At 37.6% G+C, this 18,886-nt stretch carries 20 protein-coding genes and 2 tRNA genes; 9 read left to right on the forward strand and 13 right to left on the reverse strand.

Annotation, left to right across the window (positions count from 1 at the left end; all coding sequences use genetic code 11):
• Positions 1-20 precede the first annotated feature (20 nt).
• The 4 genes from pykF to HMPREF3129_RS03320 all read right to left on the reverse strand — a co-directional run bounded on the left by pykF (position 21) and on the right by HMPREF3129_RS03320 (position 3,612).
• Entirely contained in the window at positions 21-1,433 is a 1,413-nt protein-coding gene (gene pykF, locus HMPREF3129_RS03305) for a pyruvate kinase PykF (protein WP_004248168.1), read from the reverse strand.
• 465 nt (positions 1,434-1,898) lie between these two features.
• Positions 1,899-1,975, reverse strand: a tRNA-Val gene (locus HMPREF3129_RS03310).
• 28 nt (positions 1,976-2,003) lie between these two features.
• A tRNA-Val gene (locus tag HMPREF3129_RS03315) sits at positions 2,004-2,080 on the reverse strand.
• Positions 2,081-2,238: 158 nt separating this feature from the next.
• Positions 2,239-3,612 (reverse strand): MATE family efflux transporter, encoded by a 1,374-nt coding sequence (locus tag HMPREF3129_RS03320; protein WP_004248167.1) that lies wholly within the window; start codon positions 3,610-3,612, stop codon positions 2,239-2,241.
• A 303-nt stretch (positions 3,613-3,915) separates the two neighbouring features.
• Between HMPREF3129_RS03320 and HMPREF3129_RS03325 the strand changes: the two genes are divergently transcribed.
• Positions 3,916-4,572 carry a riboflavin synthase gene (locus HMPREF3129_RS03325; RefSeq protein ID WP_004243145.1) on the forward strand — a complete coding sequence of 219 codons (657 nt, stop codon included), beginning with the start codon at positions 3,916-3,918 and terminating at the stop codon, positions 4,570-4,572.
• 89 nt (positions 4,573-4,661) lie between these two features.
• Here the strand turns inward: HMPREF3129_RS03325 and cfa are convergent, their stop codons facing one another.
• Together cfa and punC are read right to left on the reverse strand one after the other, a co-directional pair.
• Positions 4,662-5,816 (reverse strand): cyclopropane fatty acyl phospholipid synthase, encoded by a 1,155-nt coding sequence (gene cfa, locus HMPREF3129_RS03330; RefSeq protein ID WP_004243144.1) that lies wholly within the window; start codon positions 5,814-5,816, stop codon positions 4,662-4,664.
• Between the two features lie 302 nt (positions 5,817-6,118).
• A complete protein-coding gene (gene punC / locus HMPREF3129_RS03335) occupies positions 6,119-7,336 on the reverse strand; it encodes a purine nucleoside transporter PunC (RefSeq protein ID WP_004248166.1) in 1,218 nt (405 codons plus the stop codon).
• 119 nt (positions 7,337-7,455) lie between these two features.
• Between punC and punR the strand changes: the two genes are divergently transcribed.
• Positions 7,456-8,358, forward strand: a complete 903-nt coding sequence (gene punR, locus HMPREF3129_RS03340; protein ID WP_004243142.1) for a DNA-binding transcriptional activator PunR — start codon at positions 7,456-7,458, stop codon at positions 8,356-8,358.
• Positions 8,359-8,367: 9 nt separating this feature from the next.
• Here punR and purR read toward each other — a convergent pair whose 3' ends face one another.
• Entirely contained in the window at positions 8,368-9,393 is a 1,026-nt protein-coding gene (gene purR / locus HMPREF3129_RS03345; protein WP_004243141.1) for an HTH-type transcriptional repressor PurR, read from the reverse strand.
• 268 nt (positions 9,394-9,661) lie between these two features.
• On the opposite strand from purR, the gene cydH reads away from it, so the two are divergent.
• The gene (gene cydH / locus HMPREF3129_RS19105) at positions 9,662-9,745 is read left to right on the forward strand and encodes a cytochrome bd-I oxidase subunit CydH (protein WP_096043109.1); all 84 of its coding nucleotides are present in this window, start codon (positions 9,662-9,664) and stop codon (positions 9,743-9,745) included.
• Positions 9,746-9,879: 134 nt separating this feature from the next.
• On the opposite strand, the gene sodB is transcribed toward cydH, so the two are convergent.
• Both sodB and HMPREF3129_RS03355 read right to left on the reverse strand, forming a co-directional pair.
• Complete coding sequence (gene sodB, locus HMPREF3129_RS03350) at positions 9,880-10,458, reverse strand: superoxide dismutase [Fe] (RefSeq protein WP_004243139.1); 579 nt, start codon at positions 10,456-10,458, stop codon at positions 9,880-9,882.
• A 239-nt stretch (positions 10,459-10,697) separates the two neighbouring features.
• Positions 10,698-11,513, reverse strand: coding sequence for a sulfite exporter TauE/SafE family protein (locus HMPREF3129_RS03355; protein ID WP_004248165.1), 816 nt, complete (start codon positions 11,511-11,513; stop codon positions 10,698-10,700).
• Positions 11,514-11,809: 296 nt separating this feature from the next.
• Between HMPREF3129_RS03355 and HMPREF3129_RS03360 the strand changes: the two genes are divergently transcribed.
• Entirely contained in the window at positions 11,810-12,145 is a 336-nt protein-coding gene (locus HMPREF3129_RS03360; RefSeq protein WP_004248163.1) for a hypothetical protein, read from the forward strand.
• 150 nt (positions 12,146-12,295) lie between these two features.
• On the opposite strand, the gene HMPREF3129_RS03365 is transcribed toward HMPREF3129_RS03360, so the two are convergent.
• A complete protein-coding gene (locus HMPREF3129_RS03365; RefSeq protein ID WP_004243136.1) occupies positions 12,296-12,862 on the reverse strand; it encodes a TetR/AcrR family transcriptional regulator in 567 nt (188 codons plus the stop codon).
• A gap of 98 nt (positions 12,863-12,960) precedes the next feature.
• Between HMPREF3129_RS03365 and HMPREF3129_RS03370 the strand changes: the two genes are divergently transcribed.
• Positions 12,961-13,494, forward strand: coding sequence for a dihydrofolate reductase family protein (locus HMPREF3129_RS03370; RefSeq protein ID WP_004248161.1), 534 nt, complete (start codon positions 12,961-12,963; stop codon positions 13,492-13,494).
• Positions 13,495-13,808: 314 nt separating this feature from the next.
• Positions 13,809-14,147: a Grx4 family monothiol glutaredoxin gene (locus tag HMPREF3129_RS03375; RefSeq protein WP_036918397.1), complete on the forward strand. Its 339-nt coding sequence runs from the start codon at positions 13,809-13,811 to the stop codon at positions 14,145-14,147.
• Positions 14,148-14,268: 121 nt separating this feature from the next.
• On the opposite strand, the gene rnt is transcribed toward HMPREF3129_RS03375, so the two are convergent.
• Positions 14,269-14,907 carry a ribonuclease T gene (gene rnt / locus HMPREF3129_RS03380; RefSeq protein WP_004243132.1) on the reverse strand — a complete coding sequence of 213 codons (639 nt, stop codon included), beginning with the start codon at positions 14,905-14,907 and terminating at the stop codon, positions 14,269-14,271.
• Between the two features lie 95 nt (positions 14,908-15,002).
• Positions 15,003-15,410 carry a lactoylglutathione lyase gene (gloA, locus tag HMPREF3129_RS03385; protein WP_004248157.1) on the reverse strand — a complete coding sequence of 136 codons (408 nt, stop codon included), beginning with the start codon at positions 15,408-15,410 and terminating at the stop codon, positions 15,003-15,005.
• 180 nt (positions 15,411-15,590) lie between these two features.
• Here gloA and HMPREF3129_RS03390 point away from each other — a divergent pair, with 180 nt between their 5' ends.
• On the forward strand, positions 15,591-15,830 hold the full coding sequence (locus tag HMPREF3129_RS03390; RefSeq protein WP_004243130.1) for a DUF1289 domain-containing protein: 240 nt from the start codon (positions 15,591-15,593) through the stop codon (positions 15,828-15,830).
• 462 nt (positions 15,831-16,292) lie between these two features.
• The gene (gene slyA, locus HMPREF3129_RS03395; protein ID WP_004243123.1) at positions 16,293-16,721 is read left to right on the forward strand and encodes a transcriptional regulator SlyA; all 429 of its coding nucleotides are present in this window, start codon (positions 16,293-16,295) and stop codon (positions 16,719-16,721) included.
• 344 nt (positions 16,722-17,065) lie between these two features.
• Here the strand turns inward: slyA and HMPREF3129_RS03400 are convergent, their stop codons facing one another.
• Positions 17,066-17,533: an outer membrane lipoprotein gene (locus HMPREF3129_RS03400; protein ID WP_004243121.1), complete on the reverse strand. Its 468-nt coding sequence runs from the start codon at positions 17,531-17,533 to the stop codon at positions 17,066-17,068.
• A 220-nt stretch (positions 17,534-17,753) separates the two neighbouring features.
• Here HMPREF3129_RS03400 and anmK point away from each other — a divergent pair, with 220 nt between their 5' ends.
• Positions 17,754-18,866, forward strand: coding sequence for an anhydro-N-acetylmuramic acid kinase (gene anmK, locus HMPREF3129_RS03405; protein WP_004243120.1), 1,113 nt, complete (start codon positions 17,754-17,756; stop codon positions 18,864-18,866).
• Positions 18,867-18,886: the final 20 nt, after the last annotated feature.

Below are 18,886 nucleotides of genomic sequence, written 5' to 3' on the forward strand. Positions count from 1 at the left end.
AAATTAGCTATAATCGAGTATTACAGAACGTGTACTGATGAAGTATTTGTCGTTCCACTATCAACCAGTGCACCTGTAACCATAACAACACGATCACCTGCATGGGCTAAGCCACTTGATAATGCTGCATCTTTACCGATACGGTAGAAGTCATCAGTAGAAGCAATTTTATTAACTAATTGTGTTGTCACACCTTTTACTAACAGTAATTGGCGTGCGGTCTCTTCATTATTTGTTAATGCTAAGATAGGCGCTGTTGGGAAATATTTACGGATAGAGCGCGCTGATTTACCGCCATAAGTTGCTACAACGATAAGAGGAGCATCTAATTTCTCCGCCATTTCTACAGCACCACGACAAACAGCTTCTGTTACACGTAATTTAGCACCTAATTGGTAAGACTCTAAACGTGATTTCATGATGCGATCAGTACGATCACAGATAGTCGCCATAATAGTCACAGCTTCTACTGGATATTTACCTTTCGCACTTTCACCGGATAGCATAACAGCATCAGTACCATCTAAAATAGCATTGGCAACGTCACCTGCTTCTGCACGAGTAGGGCGTGGATTTTTGATCATGGAATCTAACATCTGTGTTGCAGTGATAACCACTTTACGCGCAGCGTTACATTTTTCGATCATCATTTTTTGTGCAAAGATAACTTCTTCAACAGGGATCTCAACACCTAAGTCACCACGTGCAACCATGATACCGTCAGAAGCTTCTAAAATTTCGTCAAAGTTATTTAAACCTTCTTGGTTTTCAATTTTAGAGATGATCATGATGTTTTCGCCACCGTGTGCTTTTAAGTGAGCACGCATCTCTTCAACATCTGAACGTTTACGAATAAAAGAAGCGGCAACAAAGTCAACGCCTTGTTCGCAACCAAAGATAAGATCTTGTTTATCTTTTTCTGCTAATGCCGGTAAGCCGATAGAAACACCTGGTAAGTTAACGCCTTTATTTTCGCCTAAATCACCGTTGTTGAGTACTTCACATACCACTTCAGTATCAGTGACTTTAATGACTTTCATACCGATAAGGCCGTCATCGACTAATACGGTATTGCCGACAGTTAAGTCTCTTGCGAAACCGTCATAAGTGACCGCAACGCGATCTTTATTACCAACAACAGAAGTATCTGTTGTAAAGGTAAAAGTCTGACCTGCAACTAAAGAGACATCGTTACCACCTTCTAATTTAATGGTGCGGATCTCAGGTCCTTTAGTATCTAATAAAATGGCTGCTTTTTTGCCTGTTTTTGCGCAGACATTACGCAGGTTTTTGATACGGTTGCCATGCTCTTCATAGTCACCGTGAGAGAAGTTTAGACGCATTACGTTCATGCCTGCGTCCAGTAATTGAGTCAGTTTTTCTTCAGATTCGGTTTTTGGCCCGATGGTGCAAACAATTTTTGTCTTTTTCATGGCAGTCTATTAATGATTCTATTGTAATGGATGAATAAGGATTAATGTTGTTGGGTTATATCAATCATCTTAACAGTGCGAAACACGATAAGTGCATTCATTTCTAGCTAATAAGTTGCGCAACATGTGAGTGGCTCCAACAACATGATAAAAATTTTGTCACTATTTTGTATAAAAGATTGCTAGACATCTTACATTATAGTCTATCATGATTCATTTGTTCTGTTTTCTAAAGATGCCTGTAAATCAATACGCTGAAACCTTTCAACAAAATTATGTTTTGTATTATAGAGGTTAATTTCCATGAAGAAAATCGAAAAAAGGTAAATTTAAGTGATGTGATCAAAATAGGGCTCTGATTGCTTGTTTTTTAAGCGTTTTGTTGCGCAATTAAATTTTGCGTAATTATTTTGTTGTAGTGTAGGGGAGGTAACACGAAATATAACAAGAATTAAGAAAGAGAAATGGTGCGTCCAAGTGGACTCGAACCACCGACCCCCACCATGTCAAGGTGGTGCTCTAACCAACTGAGCTATGGACGCACTGTATTGAAATGTTGTTCAGAGTAAATGGTGCGTCCAAGTGGACTCGAACCACCGACCCCCACCATGTCAAGGTGGTGCTCTAACCAACTGAGCTATGGACGCATTCTTTATTCTGGGTGACAACGGAGACGAATATTAGCGAGATGATTTGCTTCTGGCAAGAGGAAAAACACAAATTTGTATTCAACTGCTCGTATTTAAAGCTATTTGTTGATATTTGTGTCATTCCTTTGCCAAAAAATAACGCTTTAATGGAAGTATTAACGCTCCGAGCGTAATAAGACAACCTCATCAGATTGACGCTGGATCCACCAAATACGTGTTCCCATCATAATTGCAGAAGCGGTTAAACCTAAAATAAAACCAATCCAGAACCCCGCAGGCCCCATTGCTTCAACAATATAATCCGTTCGTCCCAAGAGATATCCGGAAGGCAAACCAATTACCCAATAAGCGATAAAGGTAATAAAAAAGATAGAGCGAGTATCTTTATAACCCCGTAATACCCCTGAACCAATAACCTGTACGGAATCTGACAACTGATAAAGTGCGGCGAATAACATAAGATGAGAGGCTAATGTCACCACTTCAATGTTATCGTTATACATTAAAGCAATTTTTTCTCTAAAAATAATAGAGAAAATAGCGGTACAACTTGCCAGCATTAATCCGACAGCAAGGGCTGTAATGGCTGAAGTACGAGCTTGCTCTGTAGAACGTTGCCCAAGGTTATAACCCACACGAATTGTTGCAGCTATTCCCAAGGAAAGAGGGAACATAAACATTAATGAGCTAAAATTAAGGGCTATCTGGTGACTTGCAACAGCCGTTACACCTAATGGTGAAACTAATAATGCCACAACAGCAAACAGTGTTACTTCAAAAAATAGTGCTAGCCCTACAGGTAACCCTAACAATGTAATACGTTTTATTGTGTGGAATTCAGGTAACACTAGGCGTTTTTTGGGCATAACATCCCGTTGTGTTGGTGCTCGACGCACATAGTAGCGCATCATTAAGAACATCGCCCAAAAAACAGAGGCGGTTGCCACACCACAACCAATCCCACCTAATTGTGGGGCACCAAATTTACCGTAAATAAAGGCGTAGTTAACAGGAATGTTAATTAATAATCCAATAAAGCCGATGATCATGCCTGGTTTTGTTTTTGATAATCCCTCACATTGGCTTCTCAGTACTTGATAATAGAGACAACCAGGAGCCCCCCACATAATGGCATGAATAAATCCAATGGCTTTTTCTGCAAGCTCAGGCTCGATATCATGTTGCGCTTCAATAATAAAACGGCTGTTATAAAGAATGGCAATGACCATGATGGATAAAAAAGTGGCAAGCCAAAAACCTTGCTGTGTACGATTAGCAATATGCTTTCGTTGTCCTGAACCATTTAATTGTGCAACGATGGGGGTCAATGCCATTAATATACCTTGACCTAATAAAATCGTTGGCAACCAAATCGACGTACCTACAGCAACCGCAGACATTTCTGTGGCATTGACAGCACCTGCCATCACGGTATCAACTACTCCCATAGCAGTTTGGGAGAATTGAGCGATGATAACAGGGATACCAAGAGCAAGTAAGCTACGCGCTTCTTTTATATACTTCTGCACGCATACACCTTTATTCATTATAATAAGACGGAAGGGAGGAAAGAACGTCACATGTTAATATGGCGTAAAATAATCCTTAAGCAAACATATTCTAATGATAAATGTTTAATTATCAATGAAAGATATGACGTTTTTCAACCACAGAATTTTGATAAGTAAATAAGTGGTTTTACGTTATATTTGATGGCAAACATCATAAGGGGAGAAGGCAATAATGATCCCTTTGTGTAATATCACTTATGTTATCCTGATTACACTAAATTAATTAAGATAAACTCGCTTATCAGTCCAAGGAGATGTGAGATGTTTACAGGTATTGTTCAGGGAAAAGGACGTGTTATTGCCATTGAAGATAAAGGTGATTTCCGTACCCATATCATTGAATTACCTTCCGAGTTAGTCAATAACTTAGAAACAGGAGCTTCGATCGCTAACAATGGTTGTTGCCTAACCGTCACAAAAATCGATGGCAATAAAATTAGTTTCGATTTAGTGAAAGAGACGCTGCGCTTAACTAATTTGGGCGAGTTAACGGTTGGTTCAGAAGTTAATATTGAACGAGCGGCCAAATATGGCGATGAAATTGGTGGTCATGTGATGTCTGGTCATATTGTCACTACGGCTGAAATTGCGAAAATTATTACTTCAGAAAATAACTTACAGATCTGGTTTCGTATTTTTGATCAGACATTGATGAAGTATATTTTGCATAAAGGTTTTATTGGCATTGATGGTATTAGTTTAACTATTGGTGATGTGGTTAATAATCGTTTCTGTGTCCATCTGATCCCTGAGACTCGCGATAGAACGACGTTAGGTCGTAAGCGTTTGGGGGATAAAGTTAATATTGAGTTAGATCCACAAACTCAGGCGATTGTTGATACCGTAGAGCGTGTTATGGCGCAACAAGCATTAACGGTTAAGCTTCAAGCAACACACGAAGAAGAAAACGAAAAATAATATAGTCTGTTATCAGACGACTAGAATTAAAAAATCCCGTTTTTCAGTCTATGGAAAACGGGATTTTTACCTCTATTGATAGCTAAAAATCAGCGAGGTGTGCGTAATCCACCTATTCTACCTTTCGGGCTTAACATAATTTGCCATAACTGAATATCTCTGGCGCGGAAAGCACCCGCACAAGCATTCAAGTAGTAGCTAAACATGCGTTTAAAACGAGGTGTATAGTTAGATTCAATTTCAGGCCAGCTAGCTAAAAAACGCTCATACCATGCCATTAAGGTTTTGTCATAATCGGCACCAAAATTATGCCAATCTTCCATAACAAATTTATTTTCCATTGCCTCAGCGGTTTTTTGAATAGACGGCAAACAACCGTTAGGGAAAATATATTTACTTATCCAACTATCGACATTAACTTTATTGTGATTAGAACCAATGGTATGTAATAAAAATAGTCCATCTTCTTTGATATTACGACGAGCGACATCAAAGTAAGTGGCATAGTTTTTCGGGCCAACATGCTCGAACATACCAACAGAAACGATACGGTCGAACTGCTCGTTTAAGTCACGGTAATCTTCTAAGATGATATTGACATCAAGACCTTTACAGCGCTCTTGTGCTAATTTCTGTTGTTCAACTGAGATGGTCACCCCTGTAACAGAAACGCCATAGTTTTTGGCAGCATAAGCAGCAAGACCACCCCAGCCACAGCCAATATCGAGCAATGTCATACCTGGTTTTAGCTCTAACTTACGGCAAATAAGGTCGAGTTTGTGCTGTTGAGCAACTTCTAAGCTATCCGCATCCTTCCAATATCCACAGGAATATTGCATATAAGGATCTAACATTGCGGTAAAGAGGTCGTTACCTAAATCGTAATGCTCTTTACCCACCATCCACGCTCTTTTTTGTGTTTGTAAATTAAAAATGCGTGCCATGGCTATTTTTAAAATATCGCGCCAGTTACTTGGCAATTTATTTTCAAGACCTGCTCGTAAAACTTTATGAAAGAATATATCAAGACGTTCGCAGTCCCACCAACCATCCATATAGCTTTCACCGAGACCTAATGAGCCTTGTTGTAATACTCTTTTATAAAAATCTTTATTATGCACTTGGATATCATAAGGTTCAGAACCATTGATATGAATGTCTGCTTGAGCGAGCAGCTCTGATGCGATCCGTTGATAAGGATCATTGGAGGTCTTTCGGCCTTCTTCTACACAAGATGTACTCATATACTCTCCGGCGTAAACTAAGCGGGTTTTGAGGCATGAAGCAAGAAAGGATAATGCAGATTGGTAGAGTTAAAACAATATTGAATTCAACACAGATTGAATGAATAAAATTATTAAGAGAACTAATCTGACATAATCAGCAAATTATCTGTTTAATGCCTCAAAATCCGAAAGAAAAATGAATAAAACGCTTAAGCGTTTGAACAAGTATAGAGATGTAAATAGGTTTTCTCTAGAAAATAAAAAGGCCATTTTATACAAATGGCCTTTTTTAAGAATTTTCCTAAAAGCAGGGTGTGGCGTTATTCTGTCGCCTGAACTGTGTGTTTGCTAACGGATTTATTACGTTGAATAAAGTAACCCAGCGCCATTGGAATAGCCGTGAGTGCCATAATCGCTGTGGTATTAATTAATGGCTGTTGGCTAATAAAGGCTGAGACAATAAAGCTTGCTAAACTACATAGACCTAATTGTAGCGCATTTTGCAATGCGGCAGCTTTACCACTCACTTCCGGGTAGGCTGATAGCGCATTAGAGACGGCAATGGGATAAGAAGCACCGTTCATCACAGCCATAATACAAAATGGAATTAAAATTGTTGTTAATGTTGGGTGTGTATATTTGGCGACTAAGAACAACGCTGTCATGCTCACTGCGTAGCCAATTAACAATAAAGGTAACAGTGTCTTACCCGACATTTTTGATAATAAAATGCGACAACCATAACCACCTACCATAAATGCGATGGTTTGTGGAATATAGCTTAAGCCGATATCTTGTGGTGAATAACCCATCTTCTCAAGGATAATCGGAGAGCCTGCTAACCAAGCAAAGAAACCCGCACTACAGGAAGCGTAAACTAATACGTTACCGGCATAGATAGGTGACTTAAGCAAAGTTAAAAATGATACTGTAGATGGGCCTGCATCAATAACTGATTTTTGTTTAATATTTTTTAGCATCAATGTGGGTAGCATTAATACAAGAGTAATTGCCATCAGCAACATAAAGATCATGCGCCAGCCACCGTGGTTTAACAGAAAAGCACCAATGAGTGGCGCTAAGGCTGGGGAAAGGGCGACCAATGGCATAATTGATGCGAAAACGTGTTGAGCGCGAGACTCATCAAAACGGTCTATCACTAGTGCTTGCCAAATAACGGCTGCAGAGCAGACGCCAAAGGCTTGTAAGAAGCGCATGGTTAGTAAACCGGCAGCACTATCTACCCAAAGCATACCTAGACAGCCTAGGGAGAAGAAACTTAGCCCAATAAGTAAAATAGGCTTACGCCCCAATTTGTCTGAGAGTGGTCCCCAAAGTAGTTGAGCGACAGCAAAGCCAAATAGAAAGATACTTAAGCTGTTACTGACGGCGCCTTCACTGATTGATAATTCGCGTTGCATCATACCAAATGCAGGCAGATACATATCGATAGCTAAATAGCCCAGCATACTAAGGCAGGCGAGATACACCATAAAGAGAGAAGGTGTTTTTGATTGTGTGGAATTCTTTAAAGTCATTTTAATTTTCTATGTTATGTGATGTAAAACATTTTATATATTGTAGCTAAGAGTGATTTTACTTGTGAAACGGGAATATTTGGTTAATGCTGTGAAAAAAATTCAAAGGAATAAATATTATGTGGTCAGAATACTCGCTAGAGGTCGTTGATGCTGTCGCTAGAACGGGGAGTTTTAGCTCAGCCGCTCAAGAATTGCACAGAGTACCCTCCGCGGTGAGTTACACCGTGAGACAATTAGAAGAATGGCTTGCCGTTCCTTTGTTTGAACGCCGGCATCGTGATGTTGAATTAACCGATGCGGGTAAGATCTTTATTAAAGAAGCCCGTTCTGTTATCAAAAAAATGAATGACACTCGCCATATGTGCCAGCAAGTCTCAAATGGCTGGCGGGGGCAGTTTAGCATTGCCGTGGATGGTATTGTCAAACCGGCTAGAACACAGCAACTTATTCTGGACTTTTATCGCCATTTTCCTGATATCGAACTCTATGTTTATCCTGAAGTTTTTAACGGTGTCTGGGATTCATTAGTGAACGGGCGTGTTGATTTGGCTATTGGTGCCACCAGAGCTTCACCTATTGGTGAACGTTATAGTTTTAAAGATATGGGCTTTATGCCGTGGCGATGTGTGTGTCATGCTGATCATCCTCTTGCAAGCGCGGCACATCCTTTAACCGATGATGAGTTACGGCCTTATCCTAGTTTATGTTTAGAAGATACCTCACGTAGTTTACCAAAACGAGATACTTGGGCATTAAATAATCAGCGCCGAATGATAGTACCTTCATGGGATATGGGGCTTGAGTGTTTATTAGCAGGATTATGTGTTGGTATGGTGCCTTGGCACCGAGCGGAGCCATTAATCGAACAAGGTAAGTTGGTTACCCTTACCTTAGCACAACCCCTGCCAGACAGTCCGTGCTGTCTAACATGGGTTGATAAAAGCGAATCGCCGGCATTAACTTGGCTATTAGATTATCTAGGCGATAGCCAAACCTTAAATGAGGAATGGCTTCGTTAATGAAGGGGATCAGCGACGATAATCAATAAATGGACCATCGGCAACAGAGCGACGTTCTACTAGACGCGGGTGTACTTCGATAGTTTGTGCATCCTCGCGTTTATTCACAATACGGTCGAGTAACATGGAAAAAGCCATTTGTCCTAAACGCTCTTTCGGCTGGTGAACCGTGGTTAAAGCTGGTGTGAAATAGCGTGCATTACGGATATTGTCGTAGCCGACAATGGAAATATCGGCAGGAACACGTAATCCTAATTCATCAGCTGCACATATTGCCCCCATCGCCATAACATCACCGCCACAAAATACGGCAGTAGGGCGTTGTTTTTGATTGAGCATTTGGGTCATGGCTTTGTAACCAGATTCAGGTTCAAAGTCACCTTGTACAATCCACTCTTCTTTTACCGTAATTTTCGCTTCTTCCATGGCTTTTAAAAAGCCCTGTAAACGACCGCCTCCGGTATTTCGCTCTAGAGGGCCGGGGATAATACCAATATCACGATGACCTCGTTCAATAAGATAACGACCGGCTATATAGCCACCATGGAATGCGTTATCAATAATGGTATCAGTAAAGTCACCACGGGCTTTTCCCCAGTCCATGACGACCATCGGAATATTACGATAACCTTCTAAGAGAGAAAGAAGATGATCGGGATATTCTGAACACATGACTAATAAACCATCAACACGTTTTTGTGCCAACATAGCTAAATAAGCTTTTTGTTTATCAAGATTATTATGTGAATTACATAAAATTAGCGTGTAGCCTTTGCTATAACAACTATTTTCAACAGCTTCAATCACTTCAGCAAAGTAAGGTGCTTCACTGGACGTGGCTAATAAACCAATAGATTTAGTGTGATTGACTTTTAAACTACGTGCGACAGCACTTGGCGAATAATTTAATTCTTTTATCGCAGCCCAAACTGCCGCTCTTGTGTTCTCAGCAACAAAACGAGTTTTGTTGATCACATGAGAAACAGTCGTGGTTGATACGCCTGCGCGTTTTGCCACGTCTTTTATTGTTGCCATGGTGTGGAAAACTCCTGACCTTCATTGGTCTCTTTTAATTCATTTTATGGTTTAACTGCCAGTATAGTCATATATAGGGCAAACACTGGCAATAATTTAGCGATTAGCTGTGAATTTTGTATGATCTAGCTCAAAAGTGAAAGTATTAATCAATGTTATAAATTGTGCTCTAGTCGCTATTTTAGCAAAACTTGATATGTAATAATAATTAACCATGACAAGATTATGGTTTAATCTGAGTATTATAATCATTTTGAGGGAGAAATAGATGGATACGGATCTGAAATTTGGTTTAAGTACCGCAGTAGCAGCACTGGTTATGATCGTAATATATGCAAGTTTATTGTTTTGATTGTTAATTGCTAATTAATTGCTTAAATTTTAGCTATCCAAAGTGAGCAATCAAATATATCAATATAACAAAGGGCACTAGGCCCTTTGTTATTAGATTATCAAAAATGGTTTTCCCATCTCTGAAACAGTCAATTAAGCAAGATTTGCTTCAACAAATGACCAGTTAACCAGTGCCCAGAACTCTTCTAAGTATTTCACACGTGCATTACGATAGTCGATGTAGTAAGCGTGCTCCCAGACGTCAACAGTTAACAGTGGTTTATCTTCGCCAGAAACAGGTGTTGCAGCGTTAGATGTATTAACAATGGCTAATGAGCCATCTGCTTTTTTCACTAACCAAGTCCAACCTGAACCAAAGTTTTTTGCAGCTGCATCATTAAATTGTTTTTTGAACTCTTCAAAAGAGCCAAACGCTTTATTGATTGCTTCTGCAATTTTACCTGTTGGTGCACCGCCTGCGTTTGGTGCTAAGCAATTCCAGTAGAATGTATGGTTCCAAACTTGAGCGGCATTATTGAAAATACCACCTTCAGTAGTTTTGATGAGCTCTTCTAAAGATTTATTTTCTAAATCAGTACCTTTAACCAAGTTATTTAAGTTGGTTACGTAAGTTTGGTGGTGTTTGCCGTAGTGGTATTCTAATGTTTCTTTAGAGATATGTGGCTCAAGAGCATCTAACGCATAAGGTAATTTTGGTAATTCGAAAGACATTGCGTACTCCTTTATCCTATCATTTTCGGGTTTTGTGCCTTAAACCATTCCATCTAATTCAACTGAATTGATAAAATGAGGCAAATGAACTCACTAAGTTGTTACTATTTTGCTAATTATTTTAACAAAAATTCATTGAAATAACAGCTAAATATCTTTTATCTATTAGTATAGAACATATAGATTAGTTATATTGATAAGGGTATCTCTCACTAAGATAGAGGTAAAGTGTTAAAACACTATCCCAATATCAGGGTATATAACATTTTAGCCATGACGATTAATAAGAATAGGGCAAATATTTGGCGTACTCTGGCAATAGGTAGTTTATAGGCAACTTTTACGCCGATAGGGGCTGTAAGTATACTGGTAATACTAATACCAATAAAAGCAGGTAGATAGACAAAACCTAAATAATAGTCTGCTAATTCAGTTTGTTGCCAACCATAAACGATCCCCATAACAGTCCCAATAGTGGCGATAATCACACCCAGCATTGATGATGTTGCAATACATTTACGGGTATTAAACCCCCAGTGGCTTAATAGCGGTATTGTTATGGTGCCACCAGCTATACCAATAAAACTTGAAATAAAACCCACTAAGCTACCACCGGTTGTCAGTGCTGGTTTTGAAACAACCGGATCTTGGGCATTCTCAACACGTTCAGCTTCTTTTTTCTTGGTCAGTAATCCATATATGGTATAGGCCATAAAAATACAAAAGATAATTTGCAATAGGGTATTTGAGAGTTTTTGTACTAGGAATGTCCCAACTAGCATACCGAGAAGAGTGCCTACAGCGAGGAGCGGAAATTGTGACCATAAAATCGCTTTATGTTTATTATGCGAATAAGCAGAAGAGGCGGTAGAAAATATAATGACAGAAAAAGAGGTTGAGAGGGCGATTTTCATTACCATATCTGCAGGGATAGCTTGTTGGCTAACAACATACATCACAATAGGAACAATAATGGCTCCACCACCAATTCCTAACAATCCGGCAAAAAATCCAGTTATACATCCCACAATCAGAAACAGTAAAATCATTTCCATTACTAAATACTCATAAGTTTAAATATGCGAGTTTTGACGAGTCCATGATAATGGCAGATCCCTATGAGAAATAACATCTCATTTTTATATATATAAATAATTAGTTAATTTTACTTATTGTTTTATCTCTATTGAATAAAAGCAAAAAAAAAGATAGGTACGTTAATTTATTGAATATATAAATAATTTATATATATCTTACAGAGCGTGAGCAGGATATTTATCAGAATGTTTAATTATGATCTATAATTTAAATTGAACTAATGATTGATGTTTATTCATAAAAAGGAGTATTTATGACTGCTAAAATTGATCCAAAAGCATTTTTTGACTTACCCTTTGAGAATGGTAAAGACATTACGGATAAAGAATTAAAAGCCGCTTATGATGCAGGGCACACTTTTATTCATATTGATTTAAGTGATGCGCATTTCTCACCACAAATTACCTTGTTCAATGGTAATGAATTAGATCGTATTCGCGGTGGTGTAATTCGTATTGATAATAACTCAACGAAATCTACTTTAGTTGCTGAAGGGCCAAGTAAAAAACCAGAGCAATTAAAAGCCGGTTATTATTACCACGCTTCAGGTACTACAGGTTGGGATATTATTGTTAAGCCTATTAAATAACGAAATTTATCAATATCCAATTTAACGAGATATTGATATTGACGTTGAAAATTTGTGTGATCAGGGACATCAGATATCCGTCGACTAAAACATTATCTGGTGTCCTTTACTGTAATCATTGCGCTATATGTGAATATTGGCATCTTGTCGTTACATTTTGGCCATTCCTAATGAATGACAGATTAGCTTTAATGGACCATACATCATTTCATTTTTAATAATACCTTTGTCTGGATTACAACTGATTGAAATAGTAAAACCGTGCAAATAATCAGCGATTAAATTTAGGCTATCTTCTTCGACTTTTTTAGGAAGAGCTAAAGGCGAGATGATAATTTTATATCGTTTGGCAAATATTTGAGCAGGACCTTGTAATGACATAGTCAGTATAATATTCAGTAATCCTTTGTATTTACATAATATTTCAACGTAACTGATACATAAATATTTTAATTCTTCTTTCCAATCAGAATATGCTTGAGGAATATAGATCTCTTCTGTAAGTGACGTAGCTAGTGTCTCTAGCAGTGAATTTTTATTTTTGAAGTAGTGGTAGATTGCCATGGGATCTACATTTAATTGTGTTGCTAACGATCGGATACTAGGCACTTTTCCGTCGTTTTGCATCAAAATCTTGGCTTTGTTTAAAATAGCATCAGCGCTTAGCTGTGAATGTGCTCTTGCGGGTCTTCCTCGTTTTTTTTCATTGACATTCATCTAATAACTCCAATAAGCTTACAATAATTCTATGCTGTAGAATTATTGTAAGTAATAGTTTGGATTTATTCAATTACAAAGAATTTGATGAGATATTTATGGCAAATATTGTATTTATTGCAACTAGCTTAGATGGTTATATTGCAGATAGGCAAGGCAAGCTCGATTGGTTATATTCAATACCAAATCCAGATAATATTGATACAGGTTTTATCACTTTAATGGAGAAAATTGATGCGTTAGTTATGGGACGTAATACGCTAGACACGATACTGAGTTTTAATTGTGATTGGCCTTACACAAAGCCCGTGTTTGTACTGAGTAATTCTATGACAACTGTTCCAAATGGTTATAACGGAAAAGTATTTTTAGTCAAAGGTGAATTGCAAGATATTATTACCGAATTGAATGCTAAGGGATTTAATGAACTTTATATTGATGGCGGTGTGACAGTTCAAAGCTTTCTAAATGAAGATTTAATAGATCAAATGATTATCACCCGCTTTCCGATCTTACTTGGCGGTGGAACACCTTTATTTGGCGAACTAAAACAGCCATTAAATTTCAAGGTGATTAAAAATGAAGTATTACTAGAAAATCTAGTCCAAACCACTTATTTACGTGATAAATAATATTTATTCCTTCTAGGAATAGTGTTGTGCTTTTATACGTTTATTTAGGTGCTTTTTATGGGGGTACTTCACATTGGGCGAGGGTTTACGGCATTTTTCGCTAAGCCAACATTAATCTTATTTTATTTGTTCCCAGATCGTCATGCTTTGTCGTATGTTTTCTCATCAATTATAGAGTGATTTATCCGTAATTTATTGATTTAGATACATAACTAAACTTATATAGAGCTTTCTTATATAAAGTGGTATTCTTCTTTCATGTTTTCCTCAATATAAAACATACTGAATATAAAAAGGTTGTAAGGACTTAATAAATGACGACTATCGAAAAAATTGAACGCCAAATCAAAGAAAATCCCATCCTGTTATACATGAAAGGATCACCAAAATTACCAAGCTGTGGGTTTTCTGCACAAGCCGTTCAAGCGATTTCTGCTTGTGGTGAGCGTTTTGCTTATGTCGATATTTTGCAAAACCCTGATATTCGTTCAGAGCTACCAAAATATGCTCATTGGCCAACTTTCCCTCAATTATGGGTGGATGGCGAATTAGTCGGTGGCTGTGACATTATCTTAGAAATGTATCAGCGCGGTGAATTGCAGAAGTTATTAAAAGAGACTGCAGATAAATACCGTGGTGAAGAAGAAGCATAATCCCCATTGCGTTTTTCACCATGATTTAAATTGACCGTAATTAAAAAAAGAAGCCAGTACATTATTTGCACTGGCTTCTTTTTTGCCGTTTTATATGGTACAGCCAAATAGATAAGTTTGATTAGGGCGTTGGTAGTGGCCAACCACCTAATTTTTTCCAGCGGTTAACTAATTCACAAAACAGTAATGATGTACGATTGGTATCGTATAAAGCCCCATGAGCGAGTTTACTATCAAAGGGGATACCTGCAGTAATACAGGCTTTCGCTAAAATAGTTTGTCCTAGTACTAAACCACTTAAAGCCGCAGTATCAAAAGTAGCAAAAGGGTGGAAAGGGTTACGCTTTAAACCTGCTCGCTCAGCTGCCGCCATAACAAAGCTATGATCAAAATTAGCATTATGAGCCACAATGATCGCACGGTTACAGTTGGCGTCTTTCATTCCTTTACGTACCATTTTAAAAATGGCGTGTAACGCTTCATATTCGCTGACAGCACCACGAAGAGGATTTGTAGGATCAATTCCGGTAAATTCTAACGCCGCTGGCTCTAAATTTGCGCCCTCAAAGGGGTCGACATGAAAATGCAATGTATTATCAGGTTTTAACCAACCTTGCTCATCCATTTTTAAAGTGATAGCAGCAATTTCAAGTAAGCCATCTGTTTTGGCATTAAATCCACCCGTTTCAACATCAATAACGACTGGATAGTAACCTCGAAAGCGGTTACATAATTCATTAGGGTTTATTTTATCAGGCATTAAACTGTACTTATCCGATGAAAATAGCACATCAGAAATTAATAATAATCAGGAACCAGAAAAGCAATACAATGCCTTTCTGGTTTTACTAATATTTAGTTACCCAGAGCTTGACTGGCACTTTTGTTTTCGATTAATTCAATTTTATATCCATCAGGATCTTCTACAAAGGCGATAATTGTTGTACCACCTTTAACAGGGCCTGCTTCACGGGTAACGTTACCCCCCGCTTGACGGATAGCCTCACAAGTTGCAGCTACATCATCAACCCCTAATGCAACATGGCCAAATGCAGTCCCCATTTCGTAGCTAGTCACACCCCAGTTATAGGTTAATTCAATAACAGCACCGCTACTTTCATCACCATAGCCAACAAAAGCCAACGAGTATTTATATTCCTCATTATCACTGGTGCGTAGAAGTTGCATACCTAAAACTTTGGTATAAAAATCGATAGAGCGTTGTAAATCGCCTACACGGATCATGGTATGAAGTACTCGCATATAAACCTCTCGTGTTTGTTAAATATGACACCCGACAGTATAAACTGATGGTGTTGTACTATAACGCGTTACAGCCCTATAGTTCAATTTACGCTTTACTCATCAGTATTGTAGTAAATGGGCAGATAATATCTCTTTTTACTATACTCTATAGTAACAAATAATTGGGGAGAATAATCAATGCAAGAACAATTAGAATTCTTCGATATCCCAAGCCCTTGCATTGGTCGATGTGAATCTAATTTACAAGGGTATTGCATTGGTTGTTACCGTAGTCGTCAAGAACGCTTTAGTTGGTCAACGATGAGTCAACAAGAAAAACGAAATGTATTGAGACTTTGTCGACAACGATATTTAAGAGCTCAACAAAAAACAGTGTCTGAAACAGAAAAAGAGAATGAACAGCTGGATTTATTTTAAATTTATTATTTATTTTTAAATTTTAAAATAAAACTAACGTTTTAATATAATTTAATTGGTTTATTGATTATATTTAGTTAGTTCATTTTATTTAATTTTTAAGGTAAATAATATTCATTGTAAATATTTGTTTTGTTAATGGTTTTTAATTCCGTGAATTGTAAGGTTTTTTTGTTTTCTCGGCTTTTCTTGTGAAATAATAATGATTATTATGTAAAAAAATATAGATTAGTTTTTATAACAAGGTTATTCTTTATAGAGATTCATTCGTGGCGATAAATATACATAATTGGATCTTAAAAATAATTTCCTATCTAATAAATAGGATTCTAATATTATAAAAATAAGATAAAGAGGTCGGCTCATCAATCAATAAATAATGTAATTTACAAAATAGTGTTTTTAAAGAACATATCTAAACTTTGTAAAAGCTGAAAGAAAAGCGAATTTAAGGAGGGATAAGTGGAATCAACATTAGGAGCTGATTTAGCGCGTTTAGTTCGATTATGGCGTGCCTTAATTGATCACCGACTCAAGCCATTAAAATTGACTCAAACTCATTGGGTAACGTTGTATAATATTAGTCAACTGCCTCCAGAACAATCTCAAATCCAGTTGGCTAAAGCAATTGGTATTGAACAACCATCATTAGTGAGAACTCTCGATCAGTTAGAAGAAAAAAAACTGATTTGTAGACATACTTGTTCAAGTGATCGCAGAGCAAAGCGTATAACGTTAACAAAAGAATCAGAACCTTTTATTTCAGAAGTTTATGCAGTTATTGAGAAGACACGTCAAGAAATATTAAGTGGTATAAAGAAGGAAGAAATAGACAACTTGATTTATCTTATTAAAAAGCTAGAGAAAAATATAATTAGATTACATGACTAATTAAATTGGGCTAATTTACAGCAATTTTATTTCTAATGGTTTTATTTGTAATAATTCTATTTATTATTTAATTTCAAAGGATTTATTATAATTCTACTAGAGGGTAGATAAGATGATTTTATCTATGAAGTCTATTGTTGATCTTATAATAAAAGCGTTATCAATTAATAATTGATGATAAAAGACGAGTGATTTTTATCATTAATTAAAGATAGATAATGCAATGTTTGAATTAATTAATAAGTTATAAAACTGGTTATTATAAGTAAAATAATTTCTATTAATAAAACAGGCAACTAGAATGGTTGCCTGTTTTGCTTATCACACATCTCAAGTAAATAAATTTAGCGTGGAGAAACGGTGAGATTATTACCGTTACCAATCACAGCAACACGTTGACCTTGTCTATAGGCAGTATTGTCTGCTTTTTGTACGACAACCACAGTTTTACCGCTATCTAAACGTACTTCCAATTGCACACCCTTGGTTGTATTTAAAGCACCTTGTGCTTGTTGTCCAGCCATACCACCAGCAATAGCACCCGCTGCGGTTGCTAGGTTACGGCCTGTACCACCACCAATTGTATTACCTAATAAACCACCTAATACGGCACCACCGATAGCACCAAGAACATTTTCATCACTACCGGCTTGAATATTTACTGCACGTACTGAAACAATGGTGCCATAAGTTACGTTTTGTGCTTGTTTAGCTTGACTTGCTGTATAAGTATCACCTGATAAAGAGCTTGTATTTACACAACCAGCCAGCGTTGTCACAGCAAAAAGACCAACAAGTAAATGCTTAAACATAATTACTCCTAATGGAAATCTGATAATAATTTTTCAGATTATATCAATTTAATTTAATATCAGTTATAGCTTATTTTTTGCATATGTCGACACTGATTTTAATCGTATACCTCTTACTATATAGTAAAGAGCGCAAGTAAACACTGAAGAGATTTCCGAAAAAAAGAATATAACATTATATGTTAAAAAGTTGCATCATCTTGATTATAAGGAAAAGGGCATGAAAGCAGGGCGATACATTGGTGTGATGTCTGGTACAAGTTTAGATGGTGTTGATGTGGTGCTGGCAGCCATTAGTAATAAACTGGTTGCTCAACAAGCCAACCATTTTTTACCTTATCCTCAAACCTTGCGTCAACGCATTTTAGCCGTTTGCCAAGGCCAACCTGTGACGTTGCATGAGTTAGGCTTATTAGATGCGCAACTGGGTGAACTCTATGCAAAAGCTATTATGGAATTATTAGCGAAAGCGCGATTAAGTGCTGCTGATATCACGGCGATAGGATGTCATGGTCAAACAATTTGGCATGAGCCAGAAAGTGATATCCCGTTTACCATGCAAATTGGTGATAACAATAGAGTGGCTGCCTTGACAGGAATAACCACTGTCGGGGATTTTCGTCGTCGTGATATGGCATATGGTGGGCAAGGTGCACCATTGGTTCCTGCATTTCATCTTGCAGTATTAGGCCATCCTACAGAAAAACGCATTGTGTTAAATATTGGTGGTATTGCCAATATTTCGTTGCTATTACCTGGCGTTGCAGTGAAAGGATATGACACAGGCCCTGGCAATATGCTGTTAGACAGTTGGAACTGGGTTCATAATCAGACAGCTTATGATGATAATGGGCAATGGGCAGCAACTGGAAATGTGAATACCCAATTATTACAGGAAATGCTGGCAGATCCCTATTTTTCTCGTTCAGCGCCAAAAAGTACGGGACGAGAATATTTTAATACCCAATGGTTACATTATCATTTGGCTAAAGTACCCAATGTATTTCCAGAGGATGTACAGGCAACTTTAGTAGAGCTAACCGCTATCAGTATTGCACAGCAAGTACAACTCAATGGTGGATGTGAGCGTTTATTGGTGTGTGGTGGCGGGGCAAAAAACGGTCAAATTATGCATCGTCTTGCTAGTTTATTACCGGGTACAGAAGTCTCGTTAACGGACAAATATGGTCTTAGTGGCGATGATATGGAAGCATTAGCTTTTGCGTGGTTGGCCGCACGAACAATGGCAAATGAACCCGGCAATTTACCTTCTGTTACAGGGGCATCACGAGAAACAATTTTAGGGGCGATTTATCCTACAAATCCTCGATAAGCGTGATATGCTGAGCACAG

The organism is Proteus sp. HMSC14B05 (assembly GCF_001808035.1).
Taxonomy (GTDB): Bacteria; Pseudomonadota; Gammaproteobacteria; order Enterobacterales; family Enterobacteriaceae; genus Proteus; species Proteus mirabilis.